The 13,196-nt window shown below is 38.2% G+C and carries 10 protein-coding genes and 1 pseudogene; all 11 read left to right on the forward strand.

Annotation, left to right across the window (positions count from 1 at the left end; all coding sequences use genetic code 11):
• Positions 1-663: pseudogene (locus tag AC1DND_RS07315) on the forward strand (ATP/GTP-binding protein); the annotation flags it as partial.
• Between the two features lie 35 nt (positions 664-698).
• Entirely contained in the window at positions 699-1,790 is a 1,092-nt protein-coding gene (locus AC1DND_RS07320) for a DUF5007 domain-containing protein (RefSeq protein ID WP_477580360.1), read from the forward strand.
• A gap of 21 nt (positions 1,791-1,811) precedes the next feature.
• Positions 1,812-2,087 carry a carboxypeptidase-like regulatory domain-containing protein gene (locus tag AC1DND_RS07325; RefSeq protein WP_477580362.1) on the forward strand — a complete coding sequence of 92 codons (276 nt, stop codon included), beginning with the start codon at positions 1,812-1,814 and terminating at the stop codon, positions 2,085-2,087.
• Positions 2,060-4,627 carry a SusC/RagA family TonB-linked outer membrane protein gene (locus tag AC1DND_RS07330; RefSeq protein ID WP_477580363.1) on the forward strand — a complete coding sequence of 856 codons (2,568 nt, stop codon included), beginning with the start codon at positions 2,060-2,062 and terminating at the stop codon, positions 4,625-4,627. Before AC1DND_RS07325 ends, AC1DND_RS07330 begins: the two co-directional genes overlap by 28 nt.
• An 11-nt stretch (positions 4,628-4,638) precedes the next feature.
• On the forward strand, positions 4,639-6,159 hold the full coding sequence (locus AC1DND_RS07335) for a RagB/SusD family nutrient uptake outer membrane protein (protein ID WP_477580365.1): 1,521 nt from the start codon (positions 4,639-4,641) through the stop codon (positions 6,157-6,159).
• A gap of 19 nt (positions 6,160-6,178) precedes the next feature.
• Positions 6,179-6,922, forward strand: coding sequence for a hypothetical protein (locus tag AC1DND_RS07340; protein ID WP_477580367.1), 744 nt, complete (start codon positions 6,179-6,181; stop codon positions 6,920-6,922).
• Between the two features lie 34 nt (positions 6,923-6,956).
• Positions 6,957-8,576 carry a DUF5008 domain-containing protein gene (locus tag AC1DND_RS07345; protein WP_477580368.1) on the forward strand — a complete coding sequence of 540 codons (1,620 nt, stop codon included), beginning with the start codon at positions 6,957-6,959 and terminating at the stop codon, positions 8,574-8,576.
• Between the two features lie 36 nt (positions 8,577-8,612).
• On the forward strand, positions 8,613-10,310 hold the full coding sequence (locus tag AC1DND_RS07350) for a DUF4983 domain-containing protein (RefSeq protein WP_477580370.1): 1,698 nt from the start codon (positions 8,613-8,615) through the stop codon (positions 10,308-10,310).
• 31 nt (positions 10,311-10,341) lie between these two features.
• Positions 10,342-11,778 (forward strand): PA14 domain-containing protein, encoded by a 1,437-nt coding sequence (locus tag AC1DND_RS07355; RefSeq protein WP_477580372.1) that lies wholly within the window; start codon positions 10,342-10,344, stop codon positions 11,776-11,778.
• Between the two features lie 13 nt (positions 11,779-11,791).
• On the forward strand, positions 11,792-12,625 hold the full coding sequence (locus tag AC1DND_RS07360; protein WP_477580374.1) for a PKD domain-containing protein: 834 nt from the start codon (positions 11,792-11,794) through the stop codon (positions 12,623-12,625).
• Positions 12,626-12,828: 203 nt separating this feature from the next.
• A partial coding sequence (locus AC1DND_RS07365; protein ID WP_477580376.1) for a DUF4964 domain-containing protein occupies positions 12,829-13,196 on the forward strand: 368 nt, incomplete at its 3' end.

Genomic DNA, 13,196 nt, shown 5'->3' on the forward strand with positions numbered 1-13,196 from the left:
ATGCATGCGAGTGTAACCAAAATATCGGCTTCTGGTCAGGTTGGTGCCGGACCGGAGGTTATTAATTTCGATAATACCAAAAAAAGCAAATTCGTTCGCAACTGGGCAACCAGTACAACATCATCAAATAACATTAAAACCAAAAATGGGGTCGTACACGTTATCAGTGCCGATCACGTATTTGGCTTTAACGAATTCGTTACCCGGTTAACTTTTGTACCACCACCACCAAACCTTTACCTTGAAATTGGCGGTATATTTTCATCAAACCGCGAAAATGGTGGAGGTATAACCAGTGGGGAAAATTCGAGAAAAGTAATCGATGGTGATGATCACACTAAATTTCTGGCCGACTTACAAGGCGAACTATGGATGAGGTTTGAGCTTAAAACACCTGCTGTTTCATCCGTATATACCTTAACATCTGCAAATGATGCCAACGAAAGAGATCCAAAAGCATGGACTTATGAAGGCTCGATGGATGGTTCAAGCTGGGTAGAATTGGATAGAAGGTCTAACTTCTTCTTTGAAGAAAGATATCAGCAAAAAGTATTTAGGTGTACAAATACGGTTGCCTACAAATTTTACCGCGTTGTTATTACCGAGCTCAGAAACAGTGGTACATTCCAGTTGGCTGAGTTTACCATAAACAAAACGAAATAGTGATGCGAAATAGAAACATTAAAATAAATAGCCCGATGAAATCGATCATATATAAATATTTTGCGCTCCTTTTACTTGCTGTAACCCTTTGCAGTAGCTGTAAAAAGGTTTTCGATTTACCCGATGAGAAAGATTATATCAGTAATAATGTGAATTTTAGCAATAAAATTCTGGAGCCAATAATTGGAAGAACCAATCTTATCGGTGGCTTTAATAGCGATAACTCAACCAATCCTATTACGTTCGAAATTGTAAACGTTAGGTTTGGAGATGGAAAGCCCGTGAGCGATCTTTTTACAACCGCGCCAACTTACGTATGGACAGCCCCTTATACCGGTTTGGAAAAAAGCCTGGCTGAAATTGAGGCCAAAAGAAAAATCGAAACACATCCAATATTTGAAATACGTTCATCAGGTGAATTCATCTTATGGCCATCAGCAACCAACCAGATATTAAAACCCCGTCCGATTGATAGTACCAACTTTTCTCAGGATACACGGTTTTTTGATGTAAAGGTTAAAAATACCGGTGGCGAGCGCCTGATCAGAGATTTTCAGATCAGACCTTTTAGAGAGCGCCCTTACGAACCATCGAATGATTTTAATGCTTATACAGGTTTGCCTGCCCCTGATCCGAAATTTCCGTTAGACAAAAAACTGAGAGATTACATCCGTCCTTATCTGAATAATGTTATCGGTGCTACTTCTAATTTAAACCTGGTGAGCAACAATGATAAAAAGGATGCAATTGTTTACATCCGTCCACTAACCTCAGGAGGTAATGGACATTCGTTACGCATTGTGGTTTTGGGTAAAGATTCTTTACCAATCGATCCTAAGTTTTTCAATGAAACGGTTTGGGATAAAATGATCCATGGTTTCAATATCCAAAAAACCGATAAATATGTTCAGTATGATGTTGCTTATCCAATTCCATTGGTAGAAATCCCTACATCTTATGCTAAAGGCGGATCGAGGGCAAAAGCAGAGTTGAGTTACTCCCGGATTGGTTTTGGGGGTGCGCGCACGGTGGCCAATTTCGGTGTCGATTTCGCTATTTATAAGGCTGGCGACTGGGAAATCGTCTTTTATTTCAAAAATGAGAACCCAAAATTTGCTAACGAATAGTTAATCAATAAAGCTAATATTATGAAAAGAAATATACTTTTATATACATTACTTATTGTATGTATAATATGTGGTACAAATGCCTATTCGCAAGAAAAAAATATTATTGTAAATGGCAGGGTTCTGGATAAAGATACCAAACAGGGGGTGCCAGGCGTATCTGTTATTCTGCAAAGCACAAATAAAGGCTTAACGCAAACAAATGGCGATGGAAAGTTTTCGGTTAACGTACCTGTTGGAGGAACACTTTTATTTAACCTACATCGCCATTGTATATTATTGATGGTGTGCCTTTAGATGCAGATAAGGCAGCAGAGTTTGGTTTTCAAACGCAAGGTCCTGGGGTAAGTCCGCTTTCGCTAATCCCTCAGGAGGACATCGAAAATATCCAAATCCTGAAAGATGCACAGGCAACTTCCATGTATGGATCCAGAGGTGCTTATGGGGTAATCATCATTACCACAAAAAGAGGTAATTCTAAAGTGCCGCGTATTAAATATGTAACGAACTTTTTCGTTAATGCTCCGCCTAAATTACGCGAAACATTAGGAGGTAATTCAGAACGCCAATTAAAAATTCAGCAAATTATTTTAAACGCAGAGACCATTAATCAGATCAGGGGAATTAGCAATACACCTTTTCTTGCCGATAGTTTAAATGCGTACTATAATAACTCTACCGATTGGCAGGATGTATTTTATCAAACTACCTTTAACCAAAGTCATAACCTGGCTTTAGATGGTGGCGACCAAAAATTTAATTACAAAGCCAATATGGGTTATTATGCCGAAAAAGGTGTAATTAAAAACACGGGTTATAACCGTTACAATTTAAACATGAACATGGAGTTTAAACCGAACGATAAATTTAGATTTTTCGGTTTCGTTAATGGTTCGGTAGGTAAGCAGAATAAAGGTAACGGTGCAGGCTTACTTCAATCCGGTGTAGCTTCAAACGGTCAGGCGTCAACACTTTTGCCTCCTCCGTCTTTTTATCAGGCATCTGGTGGGGTATTATCTGCTTTGCAAACGCTAAACGATAATAATTCCAGAAATTTAAGAGCAAATATCGATGCCCGTTACGAATTTATACCAGGTTTCGCAGCATCTTCTACCTTGAGTTATGATTATACCTCAGATACTGAAACTACATTTACACCAGCTGCGGCCAATGGATCATTTGCGAAACTTTATGATTATAATGGCAGAAATTTCCAGTTATATAATAGAAATGCAATCACCTACGCCAAAACATTAGGTGAAAAGCATAATTTCTTTATCAATACATTTAACGAAATTTATAAACAAGGTTCCCAATCATCAATAAGCCGGCAGGAAAGAATTCCAAACGATCAGCTTCAGGGGCCAGTAGGGTTCGATGGTTATTACTCAAGAGGTGGCGGGGTTTTAAGTAGCTATAAAAATGCTACAATTGCCTCTTTCGCTGGATCGCTGTCTTACGATTACGACAAAAAATACGTAGCCGAGTTCTCTTACCGTTTAGATGGTACCTCATCAAGCGGTTTGGAAAATCCATATTCTAAAAACTCTTCAATAGGTTTAAGATGGAATTTCAACAAAGAAAACTGGTTGACCGATCAAAAATGGTTAGACTATGGTAGTTTAAGGTTAACGTGGGGCCAAAATATTGTGCCAACAGGTAATCTTCAAAGTATTTATGGTATTTATAACCTAAATGGAAATTACAACAATACGCAAACCATTGGTATCAATTACGATTTAATTCCAAATCCGGCCTTAAAGCCAACCACTACAAGCCAGTATAACCTTGGTTTCGACATTGGTTTCTTAAACAGATTTTCGATCGTTGTGGATAGTTATTTTAAAAAGGTAGATAATTTATTGTTCGATCGTATTTTATCAAATATTACAGGTTTTAATAAACTATCGAGTAACGATTTGGGTATCGCCAACTATGGTACCGAGATTAGCTTAAATGTAAAAGCCATTACCAGCAAGGATTTCGATTTATCTTTTTCGATAAACGGTGCTTATAACCGCGATGTGCTGTTAAAATTGCCTGAAGAGTATAATGGGCAATATATCCGCTTTGATGGTTCTGGTTATCTGCAGCATAATGTTTTCCGAGTAGGCAGAAATACCCTATCAAACTATTTAAGAATTAACCAAGGGGTTTACAAAACAGATGCGGATGTACCTGTAGATCCGGTTACCGGAAAAAGATACCAAACAAATAATACGYTCTTTTACGGAGGAGACCCGATCTTAAAGGATGTAAATGGCGATTATATTCTGGATGGCAGAGATTACGAAATTACCGGAAACTCACAACCATTGTTAACAGGTGGTTTATCGTTCACCGTGAGGTATAAAAAATGGGGCCTAAACATGTACGCCAGTTATACAGCCGATAGAACAATCTTAAATAATGCGCTTGCAGATCGTATTGCCATCATGAGAGATCCTTATGCACTAAATGCTGTAGTACCATTAGGCGATTTAAATATCTGGCAGAAACCTGGCGATGTTGCTAAATATCCATACCCTTATGATTTTAGCCGTTATGGAAATATTCAACCATTAAGAGCCGATCAAACCTTATGGCAGGAAACGGGTACGTATCTGAAAATTAACAACTTAACGCTTTCTTATATGTTCGATAAGAAGTTGATACGCAGATTCGGACTGGCTAATTTAAGGATATTTGGTTCTACCAATAACTTAATTACATTTTCTAAGTATAGTGGCCCTAATCCAGAAAACGTAACCGCATTAGGTCGCGATATTTCTAACGGATATCCTGTACCACGTACTTATAATATAGGTTTAAACTTAGAACTTAATACAGGCAACTAAAAATATTTATTATGAAAAAAGTTATCATTTATACTTTAGTTATTGCAGCATCCTTTTGCTTGCCTGCATGTAAAAAGTTTTTAAACGTACAACCATTAGATAAGTTGACTGGAAATAATTTTTTCCAATCCAAAGAGGATGTTGTTGCTAACATTTATGATCTATCGAGGATTGTTTTTAGCAAAATTAATGAAACACATTATGTTGGTGCGGTTGGAGAATACAGATCGGGCGAGGTATTGCACGAAAGCCAGTCTGACAATGCCGCATCCCGCGAATATGTGGAGTTCTTAGGTCGAAATGATCTATTAAACCTGATCAGAAGAGGGCAGCCTTGGGACTATTATAATTTTGATAGAATAACAGATTGGACCGGTTATTACAGGGCAATTCAAGGTGCCAATATCTTGATCGCGAAATTAGATGAGGGTGTTCCAGGTGTTACTGAAACAGAAAAAGGACAGTTTAAGGCCGAAGCCGCATTTATTCGCTCACTTTGCTACTTTACCATGGTGCGGTTATTTGGCGATGTAGTGTATTATACTGATGCATTTCATTCTACACCCTTACCCCGCGAAAATTTTGTATCCGTATTAAATAAATGTATTGCCGATTTAAATAGTTATAAAAATCAAATTCCATTTACCTATAGCGATCCTGCTTTAAAAGGCGTTCGGGCAAGTAGAGGCAGCATCATTGCCTTAATGATGGAGATGAATATGTGGAACGCAGGCTTTGACGGCGCTAACGCAAGAAAATATTATCAGGCTACTGCAGATCTGGGTAAGGAATTGGTTGCAAGTAATGCCTATCGGTTATTGCCACTTTCAGACTGGTCCACAGTGATCAAGGGGCGTTCGGATGAAAGCTTATTCGAATTTTATCAAAGTATAAATTATGGAGATGCCGTATTGAATGTTGCACCAATTGCCGATATGTTTTTGCACTACCCATACAAAAGACCCGAATATACCCACCGCGTAAGTTTTGCTTATTACAGGGGCGAATATATGCAGAAACTTTTTCAGGATGGAGGCGACAAAAGGATCACAACCTGGTTTAATGAAGATATTTTTGCCGACAATGGCAAGTTCATGTTATTAAAATATGCAAAGAACTCATTCATTGTAGGTGAGGAAGATGCCAATCCGGATAATACCTTTATGATTTTTAGATATGGTGGAGAACTCCTGCTGGCGGCAGAAGCGCTTGCAAATATAGATGAAAATACAGAAGCCATAAAACTGGTAAATATGGTAAGAGGCCGTGCTGGCGCATCTCCATATACATCTTCAAATGGAGATCTTAAAGAATTTATTTTTTACGAACGTTCAAGAGAACTTATCGGTGAGGGGCACCACTACTTCGATTTGGTTAGAACGAAGAGAATTTTAAATAGTCAGTATTCTTACAACGTGCTTACATCTGATAAATTTAGTCGTGGTGCCTGGACCTGGCCAATTAGCTCGGGTGCGCTAAACAACAACCCATTTATGAAATTGAATGATTATTGGGTTAACGGTGGTAATTAATTATTATAACAAAAGATATATGAAAAAGCTAATTTTTGCTTGTGCTGCTGTACTGCTGATATTAAATGCTTGTAAACGCGATGAGTATTACCGTGATGGAGGCTTGGCTAATCCTAACTTTGAAGGCAATATGCTTCAATATTTACAGGCTAAAAAAGTACCTTTTGATACCATAGCCAAAATTGTAAAGCTGGCGGGTATGGAAGGCACCTTTTCTAATGAGGACTTTACTTTTTTTGCACCCGATGATGATGTAATCAAAAGAACAATTGGAACAATTAGAACAGATGGTGGGTTAAATAATTTTCTTTTTTACGCAGGAAAAGATACCGTTAAAACACTGGATCAGATTAGTCCGTTAATTTGGAGGAAATATCTGCAGCGCTACATGTTTAAAGGTGTGAACAGATTAAAAGACTATCAGCAAATAGATTTTGATGTTAAAAGTGTTTATCCGGGTGGTTTGTATTATTCTCTTGGTGGTAATATCTCAAACATCGGTGTAACCTATGCTACTGCCAACAACATCAAATATATTGGTTACCGCCAATTGGTTTTAACTTACATTCCAGATGCCTCAAAACCGAATGATAATTGGTACATCAATAAGGTATCATCATCTGATATAAAACCCACCAACGGTGTAGTACATGCTTTGGCCTTTAACGATTTGATAGGTGGTGCTTATTTTGGATTTAACCGAAGTGATTTTTTTAGTGATGTGTATTATAGCGGGTTATTGCCTTCTGATTCTTCGAAATAAAATCACATCTGGTGTTACCTCAAGAAATTAAACGATGAAAAAAATTAAATTAATATTCGCAATAATCACTTTGATTGCTTTTAGCTTTCAAGGATGTAAAAAGGCAGATGATGTGATCCCTGATCCTTATGCTGATGCTAAATCACCCTTAGGTGTGGCCATTTCGCAAACTGATGTACCTGTTCCTACTGTTGGAATTGTAGGTACATCTGTAGTCATCAAAGCTGCAGGCTTTGATAAATATAAAAATCAATTAACCTTTATGTTTAACGGCGAAAAGGCTGAGGTAGTTAGTGTAACTGCCACAGAGATTACGGTTAAAGTTCCAGAAACCGGAAGTACGGGTGTAACATCAATCGCCATTGGCGACCAGTTATTTATTGGTCCAACCTTTACCGTAACGGGGCTGATTCAGATCGACCCTACTTTCAAAGCTATAGCAGGTACCAACGGTTATGTAAGTCAGGTATACGAAATGCTTGATGGAAGGAACATTGTGGTTGGTAATTTTACAAATTTTGATAACAAAGGAGGTGTCGTTCCCATCAATCGGATCGCTAGAACATCATTAGACGGAGAATACGACCGTACTTTCCGTACAGGAAGAGGATCCAATGGTCCCCTAGCCAGGATTGTAGAAATTGGTGGCCGTTTTATTATAGCAGGTGGCTTTACCGGATTTAACCAACGTACCGAAAATATCAGCAACATTACCAGTTTGTTCACCAGCGGCGCAATTGACACTATAAAAATTCAAACAAAAAGGAAGCCAACACTCACCGATACCGTTACGCAGAAATGGTTTCCGAGGTTTAACGGTGGTACAAATGGTTTTATTAACCGTGTATACCCGCACCAGGGAAAAATTTTAGCAACCGGTGATTTTAGGTATTATGTAAAAAGAACTTACGATAAGTTTAATTACGATTTATCAAGGGATACTGTAATATTGGACAGTACAGAAATCCGACAGATTTTGCGCTTTAATTTAGATGGTAGTCTCGATAAAACATTCCGTTTTAACACCGCTACCAATAAAGGAAAAGAAAGTGCAAATGGACGTGTAGACACTTACATGCATACTGATGCAGAAAAGTTAGAAAAACTGGTTGTGTTTGGTAATTTTACCACATTCGACGGTCAGCCGGCCAATCGCATTATTAGGCTAAATCCTGACGGAAGCGTCGATCCAACTTTTACGCCAGGTTCGGGGACAGATAATGTGATTTCATCATGTACTTATAACACCACTACAAAAAAATACGTAATTACAGGAAACTTTACGCAATACAATGGCAAATCTGCGCTCGGTGTAGCTGTTTTAAATGATAATGGCACTTTAGATGAAACATTTGTTTCCAAATCATTTGAAAGTGGCATACCAGGTTTTGCTAAACAGCTTAATAATGGGTTAATTGTAGTAAGCGGCTATTTTATTAAATATAATGGCATCACCAGAAATGGTTTTATGGTTTTAACGCCAACAGGATCATTGGCAAAAGGATACAATTCTACAGGTCCTTTTAATGGTAGCCTATCTGATGTAATCGAAACCAAATCGGCAGATGGTAAAAAAGCACTATTGTTAATCGGCGACTTTAACCGTTTTGATAATTTACCATTATACAACATTATTAGAGTAACTATCGAATAAGAGATTAAGCTAACCAGGATATAAATTAAGATGAGTATGATTAAAAAATATAAATTATTGATTGGCTTAGTCGCAACAATAATTACCACGGCCATATTTTCTTGTAATAAAGAATTCGAAAGAACAATTGGAGATAAGAATGCCAGCGACACAACAACTGTTAAATACGGTAACCGTAAGGTACTTTATTTAGTTGTTGATGGAGCAAGGGGGCAATCGGTTTTAGATGCGAATACACCAAATATCGATGCGATTTTACCGCACGCTATCTACTCATGGGTAGGTTTAAGTGATCCCGAGGCAACCGCAAATGCAACCAATTGGGCAAACATGTTAACCGGCGTTAAAAAGGAGAAACATAAAGTTACCACTGATGCATTAACGAATAACAATCTGCAGAATTACCCAATTATCTTCAACAGGATCAAAGAGGCAAGTGCAAAATCGAAAATTGTTACCTATACCTCATCGGCGGTTTTTAAATCATTAAATACAGGAGCTGATGTGAGTAGCCTGGTGGCAGATGATGATGCTGTTAAAGCTGGATTGATAAGCAATTTAACAAGTGATACTTCAACGGTTGTTGTAGGCCATTTTAYAGGGGTTAATGCGGCAGGTGCAGCCTCTGGATATGATGTTTCTTTTCCGGCCTATAAAGCAGCTATCGAAAAATTCGATACTTCTGTAGGTGAAATCCTCGCGGCACTCAAAAAACGTCCTAATTATAACAATGAGCAATGGCTTGTTGTTATTGCATCAAGTGCAGGTGGGCAATATACCTTACCCTCAAATGCCGATGACCAAACTATTTTTAGCCAGCCAAAAGTAAATTCATTTGTAATTTATTATGCGCCAACCTACAACAAACGAATTTTAACAAAGCCATTTACAGGTAACAGGTATTTAGGCAAAACAATCCGTTTTAAAGGGGAAGATGTGAGGGCACAGGTTGATGCTGCTGACGCAAATGTTTACAATATAGATGACACGACAAAAGTGACCATAGAACTTAAGGTTAAAAAGAACGAAGACAAATTTTTCTGGCCGAGTGTTTTAGGTAAACGTAACGAGTGGTCTGGTGGCCACCCAAGCGTAGGTTGGGTAATTTATTTAGAAGAAGACTATTGGTATTTTGAGTGGCGAGGTACCAAAGATGGAGATTACCACCAATGTAGGGGGGGGAGCTTTGGCAAGGGGAAATGGACAAATTTAACTGCAAAAATAGAGGTGCGTAATGGCCAAAGATTTGTTCGTACCTATACCAATGGTAGCTTTAATAATGAACTCGAAATTACGGGTTCAGGGTCGTTGGCAAATTCGAATCCTTTAAAATTGGGATTTTTAAACGGAAATGGACACGGAGTACCAGATGTATATGTAAGTGACATCCGCTTTTTTAAAATTTCTGTTCCAGATGGAATGATCGGCAATTATGCCTGTCAAACTTCAATCGATCAAAGTCATCCATACTTTAATTTTCTGGTGGGGTATTGGCCCGCAACGGATGGTAATGGTAATATCATGGCAGATATAAGTTCTCAGGCACATGATTTTAAATTTCAGGGGACCTATGCCTGGGAGAATTTTAACGATTTAATCTGCCCTCCGGCGCCAGAAACACTGGCCATATTTGTTCCTCAAACATCAGATATACCCGCACAGATTATAAACTGGTTAAAGATTGCCAATAAACAAGCATGGGGGCTTGACGGACGGGTTTGGTTAGATCAATAACAGATTTGCTGATCATTTAAAATATCATAAAATGAAAAAAATTATATATATCGCATTGATAAGTTTAGCCATAGTGGGTATTTATTCTTGTCGCAAATCACAAATAGATGATTTAAAATTGCCAGATCCTAATACCAGGAGTATAACAGGAGAAGGTATTGTTGCCGGAAATGTTTCCATAGATAACGAATACATTAAAGTTCCTTTTAAAATTTCTTTAACTGGCGTTGCAGAAGAGGCCTTTCAGGTAGGTTTAACTTTAAATAACGATACCGTTACGCAGTTAATTAATAAAGGAACCATTACAAATGCAATCCTAATGCCATCTGCGGGGGTAGAGTATCCCAATGTGATCAATGTGGCTTATGGGACCGATAACAGCGAAGGTATCGCTATTGTTCGCCGGTCAGTATTGGAGCGTAATTATGGTAAAAAAGTTGTTTTTGCCTTAAAGCTTTCAGCTCCTGGTAAAGGAAATAAAATTGCTGCTGGCAAATCTACCATTATGGTTATTATCAATACTGCCGATCTGTTAAAACCTACCGATCTACACTATTTAACTTTAAATGGCGGTGGTACCTATAATGTAGTGTACCAGGGCGATTACATTGTGGGCCCTGCCGGGGTAACGATTCCACTTATTGTAAGTTTAGAAAACCAACCATCAACAGCTTTCAATATTAAAATCAAAGAGAACATAGATACCATTGCTACTTTAGTTGGCAACGGAACTTTGCCTGCAGATGCAATACATTTGGCTGCCAAAGATTATAGCATTGATACTTTGGTTCGGTTTGCTACAGGAGCTTCGAGTGCGATCGTCAGACTTCAGATCCCATGGCCGGTTTTTGATGCCAACATTGTTGCAAATAAGAAATTTGCATTCGCCTTCAGTATTGGTGAGGCAAGCAATCATGTTATTCACCCAACTAAGAGTAAATTAATAGTGGTTGTAGATCCTAATGTAAATTTGGATAATAACTCTTACATCACCGGGAACGGTACTGGCTTAACAGCAAAATATTATACCAATACGCAATTGGATCCGGACGACGGACGTGCTCCATTTGTGACAAGGATTGATGAAACCATAAACTTTAGTGGCGATGGATGGCCAGACAATGTAAAAAATGATAGCGGAACTAAGTTAAGCAGGGATAACTTTGCAAGTAGATGGAAAGGCGAATTTTTAGCTCCGGTACGCGGCACATATACTTTCTACCAAACCCGTTGGGATGATGGATCAAGATTATATGTAAACGGAATTCCTTTGGTGAACGATTATACCACCCAGTGGGATAAGGATACGCGTAAGGGTACCATATTTTTAGAACGCGGAAAACGTTATACCATTGAAGCACATCATCGCGAAAACGTAGGTGGGCAACAAGCCTATCTGGAAATTGAAGTGCCAAATATTTTATCAAAAAGAGTAATACCAAAATCTCAATTATTTCCAACACCTTAAATATTAATAAGATATGAAAAATAACACAAAAAGATTATTCAGTATTCTATCTCTTTTAATACTTATTGTAATTACAACAGTAAAGTGTAAGAAAGATGCAGAAGAGATTATTCCTGTGGTAGACGAACCTAAACCAACTGCAGGTTTTTCATTTGCAAGGCCGGATACGGTAAAGTTTTTAGAATACCAGTTTACGGGTTCTTCTACAAACTATAAAACTTTGTTATGGCAATTTGGCGATGACAGTACATCTGTAGCGGTTAATCCAAAACACGTGTATCGTTTTCCAGGTAAATATAAAGTTACTTTAACAACCAGAAATGGGCAGGGCTATTCTGCTGCAAAAGAAGTCTTGTTAAATATTGTAGATCCTAATTTTGACCCAACCAAAATTGGAGAGAATTATATGCAAACCATTGGTGGAATATTCTCTGTAAATTTGGAAGCTGGCGCTGGGCCTAACTCTGATGAAGGATCGAAAAAGCTGGTTGATGGCGATATTACCACCAAATTTTTGCAGGCAGGTTTTGATGGTACGCAGAGATGTACTTTCGAACTTGCAACACCACAGGTAGTTGGCGCCTATACCTTAACTTCAGGAAACGACGCTGAGGATAGAGACCCTAGGTACTGGATTTTACAGGGATCGGTAGATGGTATTCAGTATACCGATTTACATACTGTAACCACTTGCCCATGGGCAAACTCAAATGAAAGACGAGTGACCAAAAGGTATTATTTTGACAACTTTGTAGCCTATAAATTCTATCGTCTTTATATTAAAGCAAACAGGGGAAGCAGGGTTTTCCAATTATCTGAGTGGACCATCAACAAAAAACAGCCTTAGTTTATAAATCTTATACACCCTTTGAAAATACATGGAGCTAATCACTTCATGTATTTTTTTGAGGATCGATTTTAAATGTCACTTAGACAATTAAAAAATCGGCTTCTCTTGCAAAAAGTAAATTATATTTTATACTTTAGTAAAACGTTTAACTAACGTTAAATCTAACCAAAATATACGATCAGATTTCAACACACACAATTATGAACAAAACCAACATTTTAAAATTCTTAGGCATACTGGGCTGCATGTTTGTAGGCGGTTTGCTAAAGGCACAGGAGCGGAAAGCCCCGGCTTATCCCTTAATTACGCACAATACCTATTTTAGCATCTGGTCTAACACCGATAAATTAAACGAATCTGCTACCCAACATTGGACGGGTGCCGACCATTCACTACTGGGTTTGATTAATGTTGATGGTGGTATCTATCGTTTTTTAGGTAAAGAGAGTACCAGTTATAAAACAGTTGTGCCTACTTCTGATGAGAAAGGGTTCGAAGTTAACTATACAGAAACCGAGCCTCAGGGCGATTGGAAAGCTGCAAACTATGCGGCAGGCAACTGGCAAAC

Source organism: Pedobacter sp. 01N416, assembly GCF_056399685.1.

Excerpts from the sequence above, each read along its gene's own strand:
- AC1DND_RS07335 (WP_477580365.1), top strand. The coding sequence starts at position 4,639 with ATGAAAAAAGTTATCATTTATACTTTAGTTATTGCAGCATCCTTTTGC.
- AC1DND_RS07355 (WP_477580372.1), top strand. The coding sequence starts at position 10,342 with ATGAAAAAAATTATATATATCGCATTGATAAGTTTAGCCATAGTGGGT.
- AC1DND_RS07340 (WP_477580367.1), top strand. The coding sequence starts at position 6,179 with ATGAAAAAGCTAATTTTTGCTTGTGCTGCTGTACTGCTGATATTAAAT.
- AC1DND_RS07325 (WP_477580362.1), top strand. The coding sequence starts at position 1,812 with ATGAAAAGAAATATACTTTTATATACATTACTTATTGTATGTATAATA.
- AC1DND_RS07360 (WP_477580374.1), top strand. The coding sequence starts at position 11,792 with ATGAAAAATAACACAAAAAGATTATTCAGTATTCTATCTCTTTTAATA.
- AC1DND_RS07345 (WP_477580368.1), top strand. The coding sequence starts at position 6,957 with ATGAAAAAAATTAAATTAATATTCGCAATAATCACTTTGATTGCTTTT.
- AC1DND_RS07320 (WP_477580360.1), top strand. The coding sequence starts at position 699 with ATGAAATCGATCATATATAAATATTTTGCGCTCCTTTTACTTGCTGTA.